The following is a 20,998-nucleotide window of genomic DNA, read 5'->3' as shown; positions in this document are numbered from 1 at the left end:
TGGACATCTGCCGGTGAGCGCGCCGCGGCACGGCCTCTGCACGGGGTGCTGGACCGACCCGGCGGCGCTGCTCGGAGTCGTCGGACGTTCATCGGTGCTGTCGGACACCGAAAGTTTGCGGCGGCAACAAAGCGGTGTCAAACGTTTTCGAAAACGGTTTCCATCGGGGCTAGCATTCGAGCATGACCGGACGCCGACCCACGATCCACGACGTCGCGGCGCGCGCGGGAGTCTCGGTCTCGACGGTGTCGAAGGCGGTGAACGGCCGATACGGAGTCGCCACGGCGACGGTGGATGCCGTCATGTCGGCGGTCGCCGACCTCGGCTACGAGTCGAGCCTGATCGCCAGCAGCATGCGCTCGCGCTCGACGGGGGTGATCGGCGTCCTCGTCGCCGACTTCGAGCCGTTCAGTGCCGAGATCCTCAAGGGGGTCGGCGAGGCCCTGCGCGACACCAGCTACGACCTGCTGGCCTACTCGGGCTCGCGCGGCGACGAAGAGGGGTGGGAGCGCCGGTCGCTCTCGCGGCTGAGCGGCACGCTGATCGATGGCGCGATCATGGTCACCCCCACCGTCGTCCGCGCCAGCGCCGATGTGCCCCTCGTCGCGATCGACCCGCACACCGGTCCGGCCGACGTCCCGATCGTCGAGAGCGACAGCTACGGCGGTGCGCGCGAGGCGACGGCCTACCTCATCGGCCTCGGGCACACCCGCATCGGATACATCGCCGGCCGCGCCGACCTCCGCTCGTCGATCGCCCGGGATGCCGGATACCGGCGAGCGCTCGCCGAGGCCGGCATCCCGTTCGACCCGACGTACGTCGGAGCGGGCCGCTACCGCGAGGCGACCGTGCGCGAGGTGGCGATCGAGATGCTCTCGACGACGGACCGTCCCACCGCCGTCTTCGCCGCCAACGACGTCTCGGCGATCGCGATCCTGCAGGTCGCGGCGGAGCTCGGCCTCGATGTGCCCCGAGACCTGTCTGTCGTCGGATTCGACGACATCCCCGAGGCGACGCGGCTGCCGGTGCCGCTCACGACCGTCCGTCAGCCGATGGGGCGACTGGGGGCCGCCGCGGTGCAGATGCTGCTCGCCCTGATGCGCGGTGAGACGCCGCCGGCGACGCATCTCCGGCTTCCGACGAAGCTCGTCGCCCGGCAGACGACGGCACCGCCCGGCGGCTGATCCGTGCGGGTGCGCGGCGTGCCGCCGCACCCGCGCCCTAGGCTGTGAGCGTGCTGTTCAGTGATCGCGACATCCGTGCCGGAATCGACGAGGGGCGCATCGGACTCGATCCGTGGGACGTCTCGATGGTGCAGCCCTCGAGCGTCGACGTCCGGCTCGACCGGTACTTCCGGCTCTTCGACAACCACAAGTACCCCTTCATCGACCCTGCGCAGGACCAGCCCGAGCTGACGAGGCTGATCGAGGTCGATCCCGACCAGCCGTTCATCCTGCATCCGGGCGAGTTCGCTCTCGGCTCGACCTTCGAGCAGGTGCGACTCGGCGATGATGTGGCCGCGCGCCTCGAGGGCAAGTCCTCGCTCGGTCGCCTCGGTCTCATCACGCATTCGACGGCCGGCTTCATCGATCCCGGGTTCGAGGGTCACGTCACTCTCGAGCTCGCGAACGTCGCGACGTTGCCGATCAAGCTGTGGCCGGGGATGAAGATCGGGCAGCTGTGCTTCTTCCGGCTCACCTCGGCCAGCGAGAACCCCTACGGGTCGGGGCCGTACGGCAACCGCTACCAGGGTCAGCGCGGGCCGACGGCGTCGCGGTCGTTCCAGAACTTCCACCGGACCGACGTGAGCGACAGGGACGCCGGGTCTCGGGGAGCCTGACGCGGGGTCCGTGAACGCATTCGACCCCGAGGCTTGGCCCCGGGGTCGAATGCGGTGGACGCAGTGCGTCAGGCGGCGTCGCGCCCGGCACGGAAGCCGGCTGTGAAGCCGCGCTCGAAGGCGCGCTCGCCGCGGTGACGCGGGTGCTCGCCGTGCGGGTGCGCGCCGTGTGCGTGCGCGCCGTGTGCGTGCTCACCGTGCTTCGGGCCGAAGCCCGCGCGGAAGCCGCCGAAGCGCGGGCCGAAGCCGAAGCCGCGACCGGGGCCGAAGCCGTGGCGCCCGCGGGGTCCGCAGTCGCGCGGCGTGTTCTCGTCCCAGCCGAGGGATCGCGCGATCTTCTCGAGCGAGGCGAGCGTCGTGGCGAAGTCGTCGTCCGAGACGGCGCCGCTCGCGCGGCCGCGCACCTCGCCGACGAGACCGTGGATGCGGTCGCGCTCGCGGCGTCCCTCGTCGGTGGCGATCCAGCGCCCGTCCGCCTCGGTCGCCCAACCGCGGGCGGCGAGGGCGCGGACGCGCTTGCCGCCGCGCTGCACCCGCTCATCGAGACCGGGTGCGGTGCGCACGCCGGCGAGGACGTTGAGCACGGCCCAGTCGCGGCGATCGAGGCCTTCGTCGGCCAGCACTCGAGCGAGCTCGGCGGTGAATGCGGAGTGCGCCGCGCGCATCCAGAAGCGCAGCGAGCGGTCGGGGGTCATGTCCGGCGTTGTCGTGTCGTGAGTGTTCATGGTGTTCCTCTCGTGGGCCGGTCGATCCGGCGCCGAATGTATGTCAGTTTGCATGTACATGCACTATGACATGGGCCCGGAGTGCATGTCAAGTCGCATGTATTCTCGGAGCATGGCCGGCCCTGACGATTCCGAGATCGATGCGATCGCCGACGCCCTCGCGCGGCTGCGCGGCCTGCGCCGCTTCGGCCCCCCTCACGGCCCGGACGGGCAGGGGTATCACGGCCCGCGCGACGCGCCGCAGCACCGTCACGCGGGCGGTCGCGGTCCCTTCGGCGCCCACGGCGGACGCGGCCCGTTCGGGTCGGGCGGCGGTCCGGGCGACGGGCGCGGCCGGATGGCGGGACTCGCACGTCTGCGCATGCTCGAAGCCCTCGTCGCGGCATCCCACCCGCTCTCCGTCAGCGAGATCGGCGACGCGATCGGCGTCGACCAGCCCCGCGCCTCGCGTCTCGTGCAGCAGGCGGTCGAGCTCGACCTGGTCCGGCGGGAGGCCGACCCCGACGACGCCCGGCGCACCCGCATCGCGCTGACCGACGCGGGGCGCAGCTTCGCCTCAGGTGTGCGCGGCGAGCGCCGGGCCGCGCTCGGGGGCGCCCTCGCCGACTTCACCGACGCCGAGCGGGCCGAGCTCGCCCGGCTGCTCGGGAAGCTCGCCGACGCCTGGCCGCGCGGCTGAGCATTACCCGTTGCTGCGGCCCCGGGCAAATGCCGCAGCCCGCTTTGCCTCGCGGCGCGATCCTGTCACCCTGGTTCGGTGAACACCGAGAACCAGCCCTCTCCCGCAGAACGCATAGCCGCGGTGTCCACCCCGGGCACGATCGCCCGCTGGGTGTTCTGGCCGGCAGCGGTCGTCATCGTCGGCTTCAGCGCCTTCGCGATCCTGTTTCCGGCCACCGCGGAGTCGTTCTTCGGCGCCATCCAGACCTCGATCGTGGATTCGTTCAACTGGTACTACGTCCTCATCGCGGCGTTCTTCGTCGGCTTCGCCCTGTTCGTGGGCTTCAGTCGCTTCGGCGACATCAAGCTCGGGCGCGACGACGATGAACCGGAGTTCTCGACCGGATCGTGGTTCTCGCTGCTGTTCGCCGCCGGCATGGGCATCGGCCTCGTGTTCTACGGCGTGAGCGAGCCGCTCAGCCACTTCGTCAACCCGCGACCCGGAGTGACGGGCACCGAGCAGCAGCTGGCTCAGGGGGCACTGACCCAGACCTACCTGCACTGGGGTGTGCACGCCTGGGCGATGTACGTCGTCGTGGGCCTCGCGCTCGCCTACGCCATCCACCGTCGTCGCCGCCCCATCTCGATCCGCTGGGCGCTCGAGCCGCTGCTGGGCAACCGCGTGCGCGGCGCGGCCGGAAACATCATCGACACCGTGGCCCTCGTCGGCACGCTGTTCGGCGTCGCGACCTCGCTCGGCCTCGGCGTCATGCAGATGGGCTCCGGCCTGGAGTTCATCGGCCTTCCGCCCATGAACGACGCGATGCTCATCGGACTCATCGGGATCGTGTCCGTCTTCGTCCTGTTCTCCGTGCTCTCCGGGGTGACGAAGGGGATGAAGTGGCTCTCGAACTTCAACCTCATCGTGGCGGGTCTCCTCCTGCTGTTCCTCCTCTTCGCCGGGCCCACCCAGTTCCTGCTGCGCGAGTGGGTGCAGTCGATCGGCGCCTACATCCAGGACTTCGTCGGACTCTCCTTCACCGTCAGTGCGCTCCAGGGCGTCGCCGGCGAGGAGTGGCAGGCGCAGTGGACCTCGTTCTACTGGGGCTGGTGGATCTCGTGGGCGCCCTTCGTCGGCATCTTCATCGCGCGCGTGAGCAAGGGGCGCACCGTCCGGCAGTTCGTCGCGGGCGTGCTGCTGGTGCCCACGCTGATCGGCATCCTCTGGTTCGCCGTTCTCGGCGGCTCGGCCCTCTACCGCGAGCTCGATCAGCCCGGGTCGATGCTCTCGCCCGACGGCACGGTCGACCTCCAGGGCGCCCTGTTCCAGCTGCTCGAGGGCTTGCCCGCGGGCGGAGTGCTGACCGTCGGCGCGATCGTCCTCATCGCGGTGTTCTTCATCACCTCGGCCGACTCCGGCGCCCTCGTCATGGGAATGATCGCGACCGGTGGCAACCCCGAGCCGCCGCGGTGGGTGCGCACCTTCTTCGTCATCATCACGGCGGCCCTCGCGAGCGCCCTCCTCGTGGCCGGCGGGCTGCAGGCTCTGCAGACGGCGGCCATCCTCATCGCCCTGCCGTTCTCGATCGTGATGCTGCTCATGTGCTGGTCGACGGTGCTCGCGTTCCAGCGCGAGCGTCGCGCCTATGCGCGCGCGGAGCGGGCGCAGTTCATCGAGCGGATCGGCGATCACTACGGGCTCGAGGTCGAAGAGCCGAACGAGCGGGGAGTGCGCTTCCCGTGGATCGTGGGAAGACGCGGCTGACGGGTTCGCGACGAGGGGCCGGGCGGGATCGTCCGGCCCCTCGTCGTACGCTGGGCGGATGCCTCAGGTGTCATCCGCCCGTCTGTCCGACGTTCCCGCCGAGACCCTCTACCGCCTGCTCTGGCTGCGGGTCAGCGTGTTCGTGGTCGAGCAGGCCGCGGCCTATCCCGAGCTCGACGGCCGTGACCTCGAACCCGACACCGAGTTGTTCTGGATCGAGGACGCCGGCCGCGTGCTGGCGACGCTGCGCCTGCTGCACGATGCCGGCGGGAACGCCCGCATCGGACGGGTCGCGACGGCCGCCGACGCCCGGGGCCGCGGGTTGTCGGCGCTGCTCATGCGCGCCGCGGTCGAGCGGGCGACCGACCGGTGGCCCGGTGCTCCGATCGACCTCGACGCCCAGAAGCACCTCGCGGGCTGGTACGGCCGGTTCGGGTTCGAGATCAGCGGGCCGGAATTCTCCGAGGACGACATTCCGCACGTTCCCATGCGCCGCGCCGCCTGAGCGGGGTCAGCGGATGCCGGCCTGCTTCGGGAGTCGCACGAACAGCAGCAGCACGAGGCCCAGCAGCAGTACGACGGCGATGCCGAGCACGCCCCAGACGATGCTGCCGAACCACGCGATGAACAGGGCCCACATGGCGGGGGAGAGGAAGCTCGCGACGCGTCCGGTCGTGGCGTAGAGGCCGAAGATCTCGCCCTGCATCCCCGGGGGCGTCACACGGGCGAGCAGGGATCGGCTCGCGGCCTGCGCCGGGCCCACGCACGCCGAGAGGATCAGCCCCGCGACCCAGAACACGATCGAGCCGGCATCCTGCAGCACCAGCAGGAGGACGGCGACGCCGATGAGGCCGGAGAGCGTCGCGATGATCACGGAGCGCGCGCCGAAACGGTCGTCGAAGCGTCCCGCGATGATCGTCGACGCGCCCGCGACCAGGTTGGCCGCGATGCCGAAGATCATCACTTCGGTCGTGGAGAATCCGAACGCGCGGGCGGCGAGGACCCCGCCGAAGGCGAAGACGCCGGCGAGGCCGTCGCGGTACACGGCGCTGGCCAGCAGGAACCAGAAGGTCGGGCGCTCGGTCCGGTACAGGCGGACGATGTCCTTCACCAGGTGCACGTACGCGGCGAAGAATCCGACCCGCTGCGCGCTCGGCGGCGCTGCTCGCTCGGGAACGTTCACCAGGAGCGGGATGGCGAAGAGGATCGTCCACACGCCGCATCCCACCGCGATCAGCCGGTAGGCCAGGCCGCCGCTGGTGTCCATCCCGAACCAGTCCGCGAAGGTGAGCACCACGACGATGACGAGCGCGATGATGCCGCCGATGTATCCGAGGCCCCACCCCAGCCCGCTGACCCGCCCGATCGTCCGTGGCGTCGAGACCTCGACGAGCATCGCGTTGTAGTTGACGCCCGCGATCTCGGACACGACGGCGCCCAGCGAGAGGACGATCGCGCCGTACCAGAAGAAGGCGGGGTCGGCGAAGGTGAAGAACAGCGCGAACTGCAGCAGCGCGAGGATGACGGTGAAGACGCCCAGCCAGCGCTTCTTCCGTCCCGATCGGTCGGCGGTCTGCCCGAGAACCGGGGCGAGCAGCAGGATCAGGATGCCGGCGGCGGTCGAGGCGACGCCGTAGCCGCTCGCCAGGTCGGCGATCGCGGCCTCCTTCACCGGATCGGTGTCGGCCAGCGCGGCGACGTCGGCGGGCAGGAACGAATCGGAGACGAGGAAGAGGGATGCGAAGACGAACGTCAGGATGACGGAGTTGAACGGCTGCGTCGCCCAGTCCCACAGCGCCCACGAGACAACGGCCCTGCGCGGGACCGGGCGCTCGTCGCCCTCTCGGGTCTGCATGTCGGCGATGCGCCCGAGCGCCTGGGTTCCGGCGGCAGTGGGCGGGGCGGGGACGCCGGCGGCGGCCGGCGTCGAGGCGGGGTTCGCTCCGGGAGGGTTCGACTCGGGTGACATGCCGGGCACGCTAGGACCTCTCCGTGAACACTCGGTGCCGCCGGGTCGGCGGCGGTCGCATCATCGCGACGGGGTCAGCGTATCCGGCGGAAAGCCGAGGGCCGGCCTTTTTCAGCCGCGACGCGCGAAGCGGTATCCGATGCCGCGCACGGTCTCGATCCACCGACCGGTGCGGCCGTCGTCGCCGAGCTTGCGGCGCAGGTTCATCATGTGCACCTCGACCGCGTGGAGATCGTGCCCGCTGACGTGCTCGCCGTGGGCGCCGTTCTGCCGGCGCAGCATGAGGGCGATCCAGGCCTTCTCGATGACATCCCCGGGGCGCTGCATGAGCGCCTGCAGTACGTCGAACTCCGACCGGGTGAGGTCGAGCGTCCGTCCGGCGAGCTCCGCTCGACGGGCGCCGGGGCTCAGCCGGAGGTCTCCCGCCTCGATCCACGAGCCCGCCGCTCCCTCGAGCGGCTTGAGGCTGCGGGGCCGGCGCATGAGGGCGTCGATGCGCGCCCGGAGCTCGTAGGGGCGCCAGGGTTTGATGACGTAGTCGTCAGCGCCGCTGCGGAAGCCCTCGACCGTGGCGGTCTCCTCGTCGACGGCGCTGATGATGAGGATGTATCCGTCGTGGAAGGCGCGGATGCGGCGCACCGCTTCGAAGCCGTCGATACCGGCGAGCTTGACGTCGACGGTGGTGAGGTCCGGGCGCAACAGGCGCACGGCGTCGACACCCGCCGGGCCGTCGGCGAAGGCGTGCACCTCGAAGCCGTGCTGCTCCAGCGTGTGGCCGAGCAGGTTGCGGAGGTCGTCGTCATCCTCGATCACGACGACAGTGCGGGTCATGACCGGCTCCAGGCGTGCAGGATCGCTCGACGACCGCCCAGTCCGGGCTCGAGGTCGACGAGAGGCGAGTTCGGGTTCACGCTTCTTGTCATCGGTGGACTCAACATAGTGTCCGCGCCTGGGAGGAGACGATGGTCCACCCGACGCATTTCCTCAGGTTTTCCTCAACAGGGCGTCCCTCGACGCCAACGCGGGCAGGAGGGGACGAACTTGATACGGGTCGACTCAAGTTCGCTTGACAGTGAAATCGTGCGCGGTTACAGTTGAGTCATCGCGGCTCAGGTTGGGCCGCCGCAGACTTCCGATCCACACGAACCGCAAGTAAGGAGACAACTCATGGCACGAGCAGTGGGTATCGACCTGGGAACGACGAACTCCGTCGTCGCCGTCCTCGAGGGTGGCGAGCCCAAGGTCATCGCCAACGCCGAAGGGCTCCGCACGACCCCCTCGGTCGTCGCATTCACGAAGGACGGCGAGGTGCTCGTCGGCGAGACCGCCAAGCGCCAGGCCGTCACCAACGTCGACCGCACGCTGACCTCGGTCAAGCGCCACATGGGCACCGACTGGAAGACCCAGGCGATCGACGGCAAGGCGTACACGCCGCAGGAGATCTCGGCCCGCATCCTCCAGAAGCTCAAGCGCGACGCCGAGCAGTACCTGGGCGACACGGTCACCGACGCCGTCATCACCGTTCCCGCGTACTTCAACGACGCCGAGCGCCAGGCCACGAAGGAGGCCGGTGAGATCTCGGGACTGAACGTCCTGCGCATCATCAACGAGCCGACTGCCGCCGCGCTTGCGTACGGCCTCGACAAGGGCAAGGAGGACGAGCTCATCCTCGTCTTCGACCTCGGTGGTGGAACCTTCGACGTCTCGCTGCTCGAAGTGGGCAAGGACGACGACTTCTCCACGATCCAGGTGCGCGCGACCGCCGGTGACAACCGGCTCGGCGGCGACGACTGGGACCAGCGCGTCGTCGAGTACCTCATCAAGCAGTTCAAGGACACGACCGGTGTCGACGTCTCGGGCGACAAGATCGCCCTGCAGCGCCTCAAGGAAGCTGCTGAGCAGGCGAAGAAGGAGCTCTCGAGCTCGCAGTCGACCTCGATCAACCTGCCGTACCTCTCGCTGACCGACTCGGGCCCGGTCTCGCTGTCCGAGACGCTCTCGCGTGCCAAGTTCGAGGACCTCACCAAGGACCTCCTCGACCGCACCAAGAAGCCCTTCGAAGACGTCATCCGCGAGGCCGGCATCAAGGTCGGCGACATCGACCACGTCGTGCTCGTCGGTGGCTCGACCCGTATGCCCGCCGTCTCCGAGCTGGTGAAGAAGGAAGCCGGCAAGGAGCCCAACAAGGGCGTGAACCCGGACGAGGTCGTCGCCGTCGGCGCCGCCCTGCAGGCCGGCGTCCTCAAGGGCGAGCGCAAGGACGTCCTCCTCATCGACGTCACCCCCCTGAGCCTCGGCATCGAGACCAAGGGCGGCATCATGACGAAGCTCATCGAGCGCAACACCGCCATCCCGACCAAGCGCAGCGAGACCTTCACCACCGCCGACGACAACCAGCCGTCGGTGGCCATCCAGGTCTTCCAGGGCGAGCGCGACTTCACCCGCGACAACAAGCCGCTGGGAACCTTCGAGCTCACCGGCATCGCGCCGGCGCCCCGCGGCATCCCGCAGGTCGAGGTGACCTTCGACATCGACGCCAACGGCATCGTGCACGTGTCGGCGAAGGACAAGGGCACCGGCAAGGAGCAGTCGATGACGATCACCGGCGGCTCGTCGCTGCCCAAGGACGACATCGAGCGCATGGTGCGCGAGGCCGAGGAGCACGCGGCCGAGGACAAGAAGCGCCGCGAGGCCGCCGAGGTCCGCAACCAGGCCGAGACGCTGTCGTACTCGATCGAGAAGCTCATCGCCGACAACGCCGACAAGCTGCCCGAGGACGTCAAGACCGAGGTGCAGGGCGACGTCGACGCGCTGAAGACCGCCCTCGCCGGAGACGATGACGACGCGGTGAAGACCGCGTTCGACAAGCTCAACGCGTCGCAGGGCAAGCTGGGCGAAGCGATCTACGCGCAGGGTCAGGCCGACCAGGCGCAGAGCGCCCCGACCGACGCCCCCACGGGCGACGCCGGCGCAGCGGCATCCGATGAGGATGTCGTCGACGCCGAGGTCGTCGAAGACGAGGACGAGAAGAAGTAATCATGACCGACAAGGACTTCGAAGAGCCGCACGGCGACGACGAGGTCCTCGGCGAGGAGGGGTCGGGCGCGCAGGCGTCCGGCCCCGACGCGCACGGGGAGCCCGAAGCGACGGATGCCGCGGATGCCGCGGCTGCGGACGACGAGCTGACCATCGACGACATCCTCGGAGCGGCCCAGTCCGACGAGGCGGCCGTCGCCGAGGCCCCTGCCGGGGAGCACGACCTGCTGCTCGACCTCAAGCGCGTGCAGGCGGAGTACGCGAACTACCGCCGCCGCACCGAGGACCAGCGCGAGGTCGAGATCGAGCGGGCCAAGGGCTCGGTGGCCAAGGGGCTGCTGCCGGTGCTCGACGACCTCGACCGTGCCGACAAGCACGGTGACCTCGTCGAGGGGTCGCCCCTGGCGGCGATCGCCGACAAGCTGCGGGGAGTCGTGTCGCGGCTGGGCGTGGAGACCTACGGCGCCGCGGGCGATGCGTTCGACCCGCAGCAGCACGAGGCGATCTTCCAGGCGCCCACCCCGGGCACGACCGAGCCGACGATCCTCGAGGTCGTCGAGGTCGGATACCGCCTCGGCAGCATCGAGCTGCGTCCGGCGAAGGTCGTCGTCGCCGTGCCGGCCGAATAGGAGGCACGCATATGGCCAGTCAGGACTGGTTCGACAAGGACTTCTACAAGGTGCTGGGCGTCTCGAAGGACGTCTCCGAGGCCGATCTGAAGAAGACCTACCGCAAGCTCGCGCGCAAGTACCACCCCGACTCGACCCAGGGAGACCCCGCGGCCGAGGCGAAGTTCAAGGAGATGAGCGAGGCGTACTCCGTGCTCTCCGACAAGGAGCAGCGCGCCGAGTACGACCAGATCCGGGCGATGGGGTCGGGCAATGCCCGCTTCACCGCGGGCGGCCAGGGCGCAGGCGGCTTCGAGGACGTCTTCAGCGCGTTCAACCAGGGTGCCCGCGGCGGCACCGGAGCCCGCGGTGCCGACTTCGACGACATCTTCGCGATGTTCAACCAGCAGAGCGGCGGTCGAGGCAGCCGGTTCGGTTCGGGCGGCTTCGGTCGCTCGACCGGGGGATTCCAGGGCTTCGGCGGGCCGCAGCGCGGTGCCGACGTCACGGCGCGGACGACGCTCGACTTCGCCACGGCGGTGCGCGGCGACACCGTCACGCTCCAGGGCGAGGACGGCAAGCCGTTCAAGGTGAAGGTGCCCGCCGGCGTCGCCGACGGGCAGAAGATCCGACTCCGCGGCCGCGGGCGTCCGTCGCCCGACGGCGGCGAGGCCGGTGACATCGTCGTGTCGGTCACCGTGCGCCCGCATCCGGTGTTCACCCGCGACGGGCTCAACCTGCGCGTCGTGGTGCCGGTGACCTTCACCGAGGCGGCCCTCGGCGCGACGATCGAGGTCCCCACGCTCGGGGGCGAGCCGGTCAAACTGCGTGTCGCCCCCGGCACGCCCTCGGGTCGCGTGCTGCGCGTCAAAGGCCGCGGCGTGAGCACGGCCAAGGGGACGGGCGATCTGCTGGCCGAGGTGCAGGTCGCCGTGCCCGCACACCTCGACGAGGAGGCCCGAGCCGCCCTCGAGAGGTTCGCGGAGGTCGAACCCCGCGACAACCCCCGCGCCGACCTGATGAACAAGGCGCGCGGCTGATCCATCCGTCCGCGACCGCCGCGTCTGCCAGCCAGGATCGGCGCAGGCGCGGCGGACGGGGACATCGACTTTCCCGACACGTACCGGAGGTGAGCAGCCATGGCCGAAGACGACATCGATGAGGACGCCCCGATCTTCGCGATCGCGGCGGCGTCGGAGCTCGCGGCGATGCACGCGCAGACCCTCCGGCAGTACGACCGGCTCGGGCTCGTCGTGCCCGGGCGCACGCAGGGCGGGTCGCGTCGGTATTCGCTCCGGCACATCCGTCAGCTGCGGGAGGTCGCGCAGATGTCGGCGGAGGGCATCAGCCTGCCCGCCATCAAGCGCATCCTCGAACTCGAGAACGAGGTCGCCGGGCTCCGCCGCGACGTCCGCGACCTCGAGCAGCGCCTGCGCGACGAGATGCAGCAGCGCCCCGGTGCGCGCGTGTTCGCCGCCGGCGCGACCGGCGCCGTCGTGACCCTGCGCCACGGCGCCCGCGTCCGCCGCGCGACCGAGGTCGTGCTCTACCGCCGCCCCGCCGACCCGCCCGCCGACTAGCTCCCGCCCCCGCGCGCGAGCCGACGCGAAGGGTCGTCATCCGGCGCGCGAGGCGACTATTCGCGTCGGCTCGGCGGGTCGTTCTGTCCTCCACAGGCGGGGCGCCGTCGGGCGAGCGCCGGAGAGGTGGGGACGGGCAGCGGATGCGGCTGTCGACGCGGCACGGTGGGGAGATGACGCGTCGCCCGGCCGAGCTGCCTCCGGCGTTGCCCGATGCCTTCACCGTCGGGCTCGCGCGGGCGTCGGGAGTCACGCGGGCGCGGCTGCGATCGGGCGACCTCCGAGCGCCCTTCCACGGCATCCGCTCGAGGGACGACGTGACCGACGTGCGCGCGCTCGCCGCGTCGTATCTGCCGAAGCTCCGGCCCGGCGAGCACTTCAGTCACGCGACCGCGATCGCCGTGGTCGGCGGCTGGATCCCCGACCGACTGCGTGCGGACGTGGATGTCGCCGTGCCGCGACCGTACGGACGGGCCCGCGGTGTCGGCGTACGCGGACACGAGGCCGCGGCTCCGAGCCGGTGGCGGTTCGGCCCCGTGCCCATCGAGCATCCGGCCGTCGCCTGGTGTCAATCGGCGGAACTCATGGACGAGCGCGAACTCATCATCGCCGCCGATTCCCTCCTGCGCAGACACGACCCCGTCCTGTCGCGCGAGCAGCTCGAAGCCGCCGTGGCGGCGTGGGCCGGCCGGCGCGGCGTGCGCGTGCTTCGTCGCGCGTACGAGCGCTGCCGGGAACGCACCGACTCCGTGGCCGAGACCGAGCTCCGCCTCGACGCCGAAGCTCTCGGGATGACGTCGTTCGAGGTGAACGCCGTCATCCGAGACGAGTCCGGGCGCTTCGTGGCGTACGGCGACCTCGTCGATGCCGAACGCCGCGTGCTGCTGGAGTACGACGGTCAGCAGCACCGCCTCGATGACACCCAGTACGGCCGCGACGTCGACCGCCTCGACGACCTCGCGCGCCTCGGCTGGCGTGTCATCCGGGTGAACAAGAGCCACCGCGGTGCGCGGCGACGCGCCATCCTTCTGCGCGCTCAGGAGGCACTGACCCGCTGACTGCCGCTCCCGACGTCGACCCGACGCGAACGGCTGCCCGCACCGGCGCATGACGACCGTTTGCGTCGGGTCGGAGACGGAAAGAGAAGTCGTCAGGCGGGCGGAAGGCGGAGGGTTCCGGCGCTCTCGCCGAGGGTCAGGTCGTCGACCACCCGGAGCGAACGGGCGAGGTGATCGAGCTCGTCCAGCACGGTGCCCACGCGTTCCCGGTCGGCGCACACGGCCGACAGCGTCACGAGGTGCGAGCCGGTGTCCCAGGTGTACGACACGAACGGGGGCGTCCGGGGGTCGGGCGGCAGCGTCATGACGAGCTTCTCGCCCACACCGAGGTACGGCGAGCGGAAGTCCTCGGTGTCGTCATACTCCATCGGCATCATCGCCCGCGCGGTGCGCACCTGCGGCGTCGCCTCCTGCATCTGGGCGAGGACGACGAGCAGCTCGGGGTCGGCCTTCCACATCCACGCCCGCACGCGTCCGTTCGCGCGGCGCATGAGCATCGGCACGGCCTGGCTCGCGACCCACGCGGCGAAGCGTCCCCCTGGGCGCGGTGCACCGCCGATCGCGGTGTTCGCCTGGCCGAGCAGCATCCCGATCGCGCGTTTGCGGGCGCGGCGACCGGAGAATCCGAAGGATTCGGTGACGGCCACCCAACGGGCGGGATCGGCGTCGGCTTCGAGTCGGGCCATGCCCTCAGCCTAGGGATGTCGGCTGGCATGCGCCTGCACGCTCGGGTTTCCCCCAACGCCGCCCCGCCTCCGGGAAGCGCTGAGACCGCTCCGGTAAGCTCGGGCCCGCCGCGACGGCTGAAGCCGGCGGCACTCCGCCGTACAGATTGGGCCTGACCCGTGACCGAATCCACGACGACCGAGGGTGTTCCCGCCAGTTCGCGCGCACCCCTGACCATCGTGATGGGTGCCGACACCTTCGCACCCGACGTCAACGGCGCCGCCCGCTTCGCCGAGCGGCTCTCCGCCGGTCTCGCCGCCCGCGGTCACGACGTGCACGTCGTGACGCCGAGCGTGAAGCACTCGCAGTCGGGCACCTTCACCGAGAACATCGAGGGCGCCGACCTGACCGTGCATCGCCTGCCGGGCTGGCGCTGGTACCCCCATGACTGGCTGCGATTCGTGCTGCCCTGGCGGTCGAAGCACTACGCCCGCCGCGTGCTCGATTCGGTCAAGCCGGATGTCGTGCACAGTCAGTCCCACATCGTCATCGGGCGCGGGCTCACGCGCGAGGCCACGAAGCGGGGCATCCCGGTGGTCGCGACCAACCACGTCATGGCGGAGAACGTCATCGACTTCACGACGCTGCCGCCGTTCCTCGACAAGATCATCATCAAGCTCTGCTGGGACGACGCCCGGCGCACCTTCGAGATGTCACGCGCGGTGACCACTCCGACGCGCAAGGCGGCGGAGTTCCTCCAGGACACGATCGACATCTCCGGCGTGATCCCGATCAGCTGCGGCATCGACAAGCGCAACTACACCCCCGACCTGACGCCTCGCGAGCACCGCCGCATCCTGTTCGTCGGTCGCCTCACCACCGAGAAGCACGTCGAGGTGACCCTCAAGGCGGTCGCGCAGCTGGCGCCGCAGCTCGACGTGCACTTCGACATCGTCGGCGGTGGCGATCAGCGCCGGAACCTCGAGCAGACCGCTCAGCAGCTCGGCATCAGCGATCGCGTGACCTTCCACGGTCGCACCGACGAGGCCGAGCTCCGCGCGGCGTACACGCGCGCCGACGTGTTCGCGATCGCCTCGATCGCCGAGCTCCAGTCGATCGCGACGATGGAGGCCATGGCCTCGGGGCTGCCGGTCGTCGCAGCGGATGCCGTCGCCCTGCCGCACCTCGTCCAGTCGGGCGTCAACGGCTACCTCTTCGAGCCCGGCAACGTCGACGACCTCGCCGACAAGCTGCGCCGCGTGCTCACCGCCTCGCCCGAGGAGTACCTGCGGATGCAGCAGGCATCGCTCGACGGCGTCGAGATCCACGACATCGAGCGCACTCTCGACACCTTCGAGAAGCTCTACCGCGGCGAGCCGCTCGACGCCTGACGATGCGGCTCTTCTTCGACGCGCGCTACATCCGCACCGACTTCCACGACGGCATCAGCCGGTTCTCGCACGAGCTCGCCCACGCCGTCTTCGCGGCGGCGCCCGGGGAGGGCGTGGAGGTCACCTTCATCGTGCACGACCCCGCGCAGCTCGCCTTCCTGCCCGACGGGGCGCCGCATGTCACGCTGCACGCGCCGACGTCGGTGCTCGAGCCGGTCGCGGCCCTGCGGTTGAACCGGCACCGGCCCGACGTCGTGTACTCGCCGATGCAGACCATCGGCGCTCTGGGGCGCCGGTTCGGTCTGATCCTCACCCTGCACGACACGATCTACTACCGGCATCGCACGCCCCCGCGCGACCTGTCGTGGTTCGTCCGCCTGGGCTGGCGCCTGTTCCACCTGTCGTACGCGCCGCAGCGTGCCACGCTCAACGCCGCCGACATCGTCGCGACGGTGAGTGAGACGAGCAAGCGGCAGTTCGCCGACGTAAGGCTCACCAAGCGCGAGGTCGTCGTGCTTCCCAACGCGCCGCAGCGTCTGGCCGAGCTCGCTCCGGCGGGCGCGATGCCGGGGGCCGCGAAACCGCGCAACATCGTCTACATGGGCTCGTTCATGCCCTACAAGAACGTCGAGACCCTCGTCCGCTCGATGCAGTGGCTGCCGGGCCGCACTCTGCACCTGCTGAGCCGCATCTCGGATGCGCGTCGCGCCGAGCTCGAGCAGCTCGCGCCGTCGGACGCCCACATCGTCTTCCACGGCGGTGTGACGGATGCCGAATACGCCGCGCTCCTCGCCGACGCCGGGTTGCTCGCCACGCTGAGTCTCGACGAGGGGTACGGCCTGCCGATCGCCGAGGCGCTCGAGCTCGGTGTTCCCGCGGTGGTCAGCGACATGGAGATCTTCCACGAGGTCGGCGGGGACGGCGCGCTGTATGTGCCGCCACGCGACCCTCGCGCCTTCGCCGCCGCCGTCGAGTCCCTCGATGACGACGAGGCCCGGGCGGGGCTCGTCGCGGCAGGACGCGCGCACATCGCCCGCTTCACCTGGACGGAGTCGGCGTCGCGGCTGCTCGCGGCATCCCGACGCGCCGTTACGCTCCGCGCGCGCTGACCCGGCCGGCCGGGGCGGTCTGAGACCCGCGGGGCTGAGGTCCCCGGGCCGTGGCGCCGCGGGCTGCCGCGTCGCCGACCCGTCCCTCGCCGGCTTCCGCCTGGCGCCGCGACAGTCGGCGAGGAGTTCCGGCGCCGCGACGTCGCCGGAGCGGAAGGCGGGTCGGGTCGGTCGGGATGCGGCGATACCCGTCGCGCGAGGCGACCACGATGGTGGCGGCTGCCGCGAAGACCACGAGCAGGCCGAGGGCGAGGAGAAACAGTTCACGGGACATGGCAGGAACGCTACGATGATCGTTATCCTGCCGATACTGGCAGAGAAGCCATCGTCCGAAGGATTACTGCCATGCACACGATCGCCTGCATCGTCCAGCCGGGCTTCGCGCCGTTCGAGTTCGGGCTGGCCTGCGAGGCGTTCGGGCTCGACCGCAGCGACGAGGGCATCCCGAACTTCGACTTCCGGGTGGTGACGCCCGATCCCGGTGTCGTCCCCGCCAACCTCGCGTTCTCGCTCAACGTCGACGCAGGACTCGCCTTCGCCGACGAGGCCGATCTGGTCGTGATCACACCGATTCCGCGAGAGAGCTGGGATGCGGTGGACGAACGCGTCACGGCGGTGGTGCGACGCGCCGTCGAGCGTGGCGCTTGGGTGCTGACGGTGTGCAGCGGCGCGTTCGTCGTCGCGGCCTCCGGTGTGCTCGACGGCAAGCGCGCGACGACCCACTGGCGCTACGCCGAGACCATGGCGCGCATGTACCCGCGCATAGAGGTCGATCCCGACGTGCTCTACGTCCAGTCCGACCGGATCATCACCTCGGCGGGCACGGCGGCCGGCCTCGACGCCTGCCTGCACCTGCTGCGCATCGAGCTCGGCGCCGAGGCGGCGAACACGATCGCCCGGCGGATGGTGGTTCCGCCCCTCCGTGACGGTGGACAGGCCCAGTTCATCGCCCGGCCCCTGCCCGAGGCGGCGTCCCTGTCGCTCGCGCCCATCACCGACTGGATGATCGCGAATCTCGATCTCGACCTCTCGGTGGATCTGCTCGCGTCGCGCGCGCACATGTCGGCGCGCACCTTCGCCCGGCGGTTCAAGGCCGATTACGGAACGACGCCGGCCGCCTGGCTCGGCCGCCAGCGCATTCTCCGGGCGCAACGCCTGCTCGAGCAGACGGACCTCGGGCTCGAGCAGATCGCCGCCGACAGCGGATTCGGATCGGCCTCGGTGCTGCGCCAGAACTTCGCCCGCGCGCTGGGACTCAGCCCGAGCGCCTACCGGGCGCGCTTCGCCTGCACTCCCGACGCTGTCGCCGCGGCCGGAGTGGAAGGCCGCCTCGCCGAGCCCGTAGCGTCCTGAGCCCGTCGATGTTAAACTTGAGTCACACAGGCTCAAGTTTGAGCCGAGAGATTTCAGGAGACAGATGAACGCCACTCAGCAACCCGGGCAGGAGGACGCGCAGAGCGCCCTCGAGCAGTTCGGCATCAACCTCACCGACCGTGCCCGTCAGGGCAAGCTCGACCCGGTGATCGGTCGCGACAGCGAGATCCGCCGCGTCAGCCAGGTGCTCACGCGACGCACGAAGAACAACCCCGTCCTCATCGGCGAACCCGGCGTCGGCAAGACCGCCGTCGTCGAGGGCCTCGCTCAGCGCATTGTCGCGGGCGACGTCGCCGAGAGCCTCAAGAACAAGGAGCTCGTCTCGCTCGACATCTCGGCGCTTGTCGCCGGCGCGATGTACCGCGGGCAGTTCGAGGAGCGCCTCAAGAGCGTCCTCAAGGAGATCACCGAGTCCGACGGCCGCGTCATCACCTTCATCGACGAGCTGCACGTGCTGATGGGCGCGGGCGGCGGCGAGGGGTCGGTCGCAGCGTCGAACATGCTGAAGCCGATGCTCGCTCGCGGCGAGCTGCGCCTCATCGGCGCCACCACGCTCGACGAGTACCGCGAGTTCATCGAGAAGGATGCCGCCCTCGAACGCCGCTTCCAGCAGGTCTACGTCGGCGAGCCGAGCGTCGAGGACACCATCGCGATCCTCCGCGGGCTCAAGGAGCGCTACGAGGCGCACCACAAGGTCGCGATCGCCGACGGCGCGCTCGTCGCCGCGGCATCCCTGTCGAACCGCTACATCCCGGCCCGTCAGCTGCCCGACAAGGCCATCGACCTGATCGACGAGGCCGCCTCGCGCCTGCGCATGGAGATCGACTCGGCACCGCTCGAGATCGACGAGCTGCGCCGTCACGTCGACCGGCTGAAGCTCGAGGAGCTCGCGCTGAAGAAGGAGAAGGATGCCGCATCGCGCGAGCGCCTCGAAGCGCTGCGCGCGACCCTGAAGGACGAGCAGCAGAAGCTCGACGACCTGCAGGCGCGGTGGGAGCGGGAACGCGCGTCGCTGAACCGCGTGGGTGACCTCAAGACGCGTCTCGACGCCGCCCGCGTGGAGGCGGAGCGCGCGCAGCGCGAGGGGAACCTCGAGAAGGCGTCGCGTCTGCTCTACGCCGAGATCCCCGCGCTCGAGCGCGAGGTCATCGAGGCCGAACGCGCCGAGACGGCCGTGGACGGGCCCGAACGGATGGTCAATGACCAGGTCACCGACGAGGACATCGCCGCCGTGATCGCCGCGTGGACCGGGATCCCGGTCGGCCGGCTGCTGCAGGGCGAGACCGAGAAGCTCGTGCGGCTGGAGTCCGAGCTCGGCAAGCGCCTCATCGGGCAGAAGGTCGCGGTGAAAGCCGTCGCCGACGCCGTGCGCCGCTCGCGCGCGGGCATCAGCGACCCCAACCGTCCGACGGGCTCGTTCCTCTTCCTCGGCCCCACCGGCGTCGGCAAGACCGAGCTGGCCAAGGCGCTCGCGGAGTTCCTCTTCGACGACGAGCACGCCATGGTGCGCATCGACATGTCGGAGTACGGCGAGAAGCACTCCGTCTCGCGGCTCGTCGGTGCGCCTCCGGGCTACATCGGCTACGAGCAGGGGGGACAGCTCACCGAGGCCGTGCGCCGGCGCCCGTACTCGGTCGTGCTCCTCGACGAGGTCGAGAAGGCGCACCCCGAGGTCTTCGACGTGCTGCTGCAGGTGATGGACGACGGCCGCCTCACCGACGGCCAGGGCCGGACGGTCGACTTCCGCAACGTCATCCTGATCCTCACCTCGAACCTCGGGTCGCCGATCCTCATCGACCCGACGCTGAGCCTCGAGCAGAAGCGCGAGCAGGTGCAGATCCTGCTGAGGCAGGCGTTCCGGCCCGAGTTCCTCAACCGCCTCGACGACACCGTGATGTTCGAGGCGCTCAGCCAGGACGACCTCGCCCAGATCGTCGAGCTCTCCGTCGACGCCCTGCAGCGCCGGCTGAAGGACCGGCGTCTCGCGCTGGCCGTGACCCCCGACGCACGCGCGTGGCTCGCCGAGCGCGGCTACGACCCGGTGTTCGGCGCCCGGCCGCTGCGCCGCCTCATCCAGTCCGAGATCCAGGACCGCCTGGCCATGGCGATCCTCTCCGGCGGTGTGCACGACGGCGACGTCGTGCGGGTCGATGTCGCGGCCGACGGCTCGTCGCTCGTGCTCACGAGCGCGGGGCCCGCCGCCGAGCCGGCCGCCCGCCCGGGCGACGACGACGTCATCGAGGCCGAGCTCCTCGACGACTGATCGACCGGCACGCGCAGCCGTGACACTGCCGATCGATCACCCCGGACGCAAGCCCGCGGGTCGGTCGGCCTCGGCGTGGAAGCATAGGGGCATGCGCACCGTGCGGGCCCTGTGGGGCGCCTCCCATCCCGGACCGGCGCTTGTCGTCACGGCCCTCTCGCTGGCGCTGGGGCTGGCCGCCGGCCTCGAGCCGTGGCGCGTCGTCGTGCTCGTGGCCGCGGTGCTCTTCGGGCAGCTGTCGATCGGCATCTCCAACGACGCGATCGATCGTGAGCGCGACCGCGCCGTCGGCCGCCGCGACAAGCCTCTCGTCCGCGACGAGGTCTCGAACCGGACGGCGTGGACCGCCGCGATCGGTTCGGTGATCGTCGCGCTCGCGCTGTCGGTGCCGCTCGGATGGGGGATGCTGCTCGCCCACATGGTCACCATCGGGGCGGGCTGGGCGTACAACGTGGGGCTGAAGGCGACCGCGGTGTCGATCGTCCCGTTCATCGTCAGCTTCGGCCTCTTCCCCTCGCTCGCGACGCTCGCGGCTCCCGAGCCGGAGCTCGCCGCGCCGTTCGCCGCGATCGCCGGCGCCGCGCTCGGTGCAGCGGTGCACCTCACCAACGTGCTGCCCGATCTCGACGACGACCGCGCCACCGGCATCCGCGGTCTGCCGCATCGGCTCGGCGCGAGCGTCTCGGTGCTCATCGCCGTCGCGGGCGTGGTCGTCGCGGCTCTCGCGGTCGTCGTCGGCGGCGGTGCCGGCGGCGTGCTGCCGTGGCTCTTCTTCGCCGCCGTGCTCGCCCTGGCCGTGGCCGTCGTCGTGCGGATGCGGCTGCGGGGGCCTGATCGCACCGGCTTCCGCCTCGTGATGGCGGCAGCGCTCCTGCTCGCCGCCCAGCTCGTGGTGACCGCCGGCGCGCTCGCCGCCTGAGGCCACGCGCGACCCGCGTCAGCCTCGGGCTCGCC

Annotated in this window: 20 protein-coding genes; 15 read left to right on the top strand and 5 right to left on the bottom strand. The window is 70.5% G+C overall.

Features of this window, described 5'->3' with window-relative positions:
* Nucleotides 1-182 precede the first annotated feature (182 nt).
* Both ACPYN5_RS15005 and dcd read left to right on the top strand, forming a co-directional pair.
* Entirely contained in the window at nt 183-1,184 is a 1,002-nt protein-coding gene (locus ACPYN5_RS15005; protein ID WP_424449791.1) for a LacI family DNA-binding transcriptional regulator, read from the top strand.
* A gap of 50 nt (nt 1,185-1,234) precedes the next feature.
* Entirely contained in the window at nt 1,235-1,840 is a 606-nt protein-coding gene (gene dcd / locus ACPYN5_RS15000) for a dCTP deaminase (RefSeq protein ID WP_424449790.1), read from the top strand.
* A 68-nt stretch (nt 1,841-1,908) separates the two neighbouring features.
* On the opposite strand, the gene ACPYN5_RS14995 is transcribed toward dcd, so the two are convergent.
* On the bottom strand, nt 1,909-2,565 hold the full coding sequence (locus ACPYN5_RS14995; RefSeq protein ID WP_424449789.1) for a hypothetical protein: 657 nt from the start codon (nt 2,563-2,565) through the stop codon (nt 1,909-1,911).
* Between the two features lie 112 nt (nt 2,566-2,677).
* On the opposite strand from ACPYN5_RS14995, the gene ACPYN5_RS14990 reads away from it, so the two are divergent.
* The 3 genes from ACPYN5_RS14990 to ACPYN5_RS14980 all read left to right on the top strand — a co-directional run bounded on the left by ACPYN5_RS14990 (nt 2,678) and on the right by ACPYN5_RS14980 (nt 5,495).
* Nucleotides 2,678-3,244, top strand: coding sequence for a MarR family winged helix-turn-helix transcriptional regulator (locus ACPYN5_RS14990; protein ID WP_424449788.1), 567 nt, complete (start codon nt 2,678-2,680; stop codon nt 3,242-3,244).
* A 78-nt stretch (nt 3,245-3,322) separates the two neighbouring features.
* Complete coding sequence (locus ACPYN5_RS14985; RefSeq protein WP_424449787.1) at nt 3,323-4,990, top strand: BCCT family transporter; 1,668 nt, start codon at nt 3,323-3,325, stop codon at nt 4,988-4,990.
* Between the two features lie 58 nt (nt 4,991-5,048).
* The gene (locus ACPYN5_RS14980; protein ID WP_424449786.1) at nt 5,049-5,495 is read left to right on the top strand and encodes a GNAT family N-acetyltransferase; all 447 of its coding nucleotides are present in this window, start codon (nt 5,049-5,051) and stop codon (nt 5,493-5,495) included.
* Between the two features lie 6 nt (nt 5,496-5,501).
* Here ACPYN5_RS14980 and ACPYN5_RS14975 read toward each other — a convergent pair whose 3' ends face one another.
* Entirely contained in the window at nt 5,502-6,959 is a 1,458-nt protein-coding gene (locus ACPYN5_RS14975; protein ID WP_424449785.1) for an MFS transporter, read from the bottom strand.
* A 111-nt stretch (nt 6,960-7,070) separates the two neighbouring features.
* Entirely contained in the window at nt 7,071-7,790 is a 720-nt protein-coding gene (locus ACPYN5_RS14970) for a response regulator transcription factor (RefSeq protein WP_424449784.1), read from the bottom strand.
* Between the two features lie 336 nt (nt 7,791-8,126).
* Here ACPYN5_RS14970 and dnaK point away from each other — a divergent pair, with 336 nt between their 5' ends.
* The 5 genes from dnaK to ACPYN5_RS14945 all read left to right on the top strand — a co-directional run bounded on the left by dnaK (nt 8,127) and on the right by ACPYN5_RS14945 (nt 13,241).
* Nucleotides 8,127-9,995 carry a molecular chaperone DnaK gene (dnaK, locus tag ACPYN5_RS14965; RefSeq protein WP_424449783.1) on the top strand — a complete coding sequence of 623 codons (1,869 nt, stop codon included), beginning with the start codon at nt 8,127-8,129 and terminating at the stop codon, nt 9,993-9,995.
* A gap of 2 nt (nt 9,996-9,997) precedes the next feature.
* Nucleotides 9,998-10,624, top strand: a complete 627-nt coding sequence (locus tag ACPYN5_RS14960; protein WP_424449782.1) for a nucleotide exchange factor GrpE — start codon at nt 9,998-10,000, stop codon at nt 10,622-10,624.
* An 11-nt stretch (nt 10,625-10,635) separates the two neighbouring features.
* Nucleotides 10,636-11,643, top strand: a complete 1,008-nt coding sequence (locus ACPYN5_RS14955; RefSeq protein WP_424449781.1) for a DnaJ C-terminal domain-containing protein — start codon at nt 10,636-10,638, stop codon at nt 11,641-11,643.
* Nucleotides 11,644-11,742: 99 nt separating this feature from the next.
* Nucleotides 11,743-12,183: a heat shock protein transcriptional repressor HspR gene (locus ACPYN5_RS14950; RefSeq protein ID WP_424449780.1), complete on the top strand. Its 441-nt coding sequence runs from the start codon at nt 11,743-11,745 to the stop codon at nt 12,181-12,183.
* Between the two features lie 173 nt (nt 12,184-12,356).
* Complete coding sequence (locus ACPYN5_RS14945; protein WP_424449779.1) at nt 12,357-13,241, top strand: hypothetical protein; 885 nt, start codon at nt 12,357-12,359, stop codon at nt 13,239-13,241.
* A gap of 92 nt (nt 13,242-13,333) precedes the next feature.
* On the opposite strand, the gene ACPYN5_RS14940 is transcribed toward ACPYN5_RS14945, so the two are convergent.
* A complete protein-coding gene (locus ACPYN5_RS14940; protein WP_424449778.1) occupies nt 13,334-13,927 on the bottom strand; it encodes a hypothetical protein in 594 nt (197 codons plus the stop codon).
* Between the two features lie 222 nt (nt 13,928-14,149).
* Between ACPYN5_RS14940 and ACPYN5_RS14935 the strand changes: the two genes are divergently transcribed.
* The gene (locus tag ACPYN5_RS14935; protein WP_424449803.1) at nt 14,150-15,298 is read left to right on the top strand and encodes a glycosyltransferase; all 1,149 of its coding nucleotides are present in this window, start codon (nt 14,150-14,152) and stop codon (nt 15,296-15,298) included.
* 2 nt (nt 15,299-15,300) lie between these two features.
* On the top strand, nt 15,301-16,407 hold the full coding sequence (locus ACPYN5_RS14930) for a glycosyltransferase (RefSeq protein WP_424449777.1): 1,107 nt from the start codon (nt 15,301-15,303) through the stop codon (nt 16,405-16,407).
* Here the strand turns inward: ACPYN5_RS14930 and ACPYN5_RS14925 are convergent.
* Nucleotides 16,388-16,681, bottom strand: a complete 294-nt coding sequence (locus ACPYN5_RS14925) for a hypothetical protein (RefSeq protein WP_424449776.1) — start codon at nt 16,679-16,681, stop codon at nt 16,388-16,390. The genes ACPYN5_RS14930 and ACPYN5_RS14925 overlap by 20 nt on opposite strands.
* A gap of 71 nt (nt 16,682-16,752) precedes the next feature.
* On the opposite strand from ACPYN5_RS14925, the gene ACPYN5_RS14920 reads away from it, so the two are divergent.
* The 3 genes from ACPYN5_RS14920 (at nt 16,753) to ACPYN5_RS14910 (ending at nt 20,963) form a co-directional block, all read left to right on the top strand.
* Nucleotides 16,753-17,760 (top strand): helix-turn-helix domain-containing protein, encoded by a 1,008-nt coding sequence (locus tag ACPYN5_RS14920; RefSeq protein ID WP_424449775.1) that lies wholly within the window; start codon nt 16,753-16,755, stop codon nt 17,758-17,760.
* 64 nt (nt 17,761-17,824) lie between these two features.
* Entirely contained in the window at nt 17,825-20,044 is a 2,220-nt protein-coding gene (locus tag ACPYN5_RS14915) for an ATP-dependent Clp protease ATP-binding subunit (RefSeq protein ID WP_424449774.1), read from the top strand.
* Between the two features lie 91 nt (nt 20,045-20,135).
* Nucleotides 20,136-20,963, top strand: coding sequence for a UbiA family prenyltransferase (locus tag ACPYN5_RS14910; RefSeq protein WP_424449773.1), 828 nt, complete (start codon nt 20,136-20,138; stop codon nt 20,961-20,963).
* The last annotated feature ends 35 nt before the right edge of the window (nt 20,964-20,998 follow it).

Origin of the sequence: Microbacterium arborescens (assembly GCF_049707515.1) — a bacterium.
GTDB lineage: Bacteria > Actinomycetota > Actinomycetes > Actinomycetales > Microbacteriaceae > Microbacterium > Microbacterium arborescens_B.
Note: the sequence above shows the minus strand (reverse complement) of the source record. Positions and strands in the feature narration are given on the sequence as shown.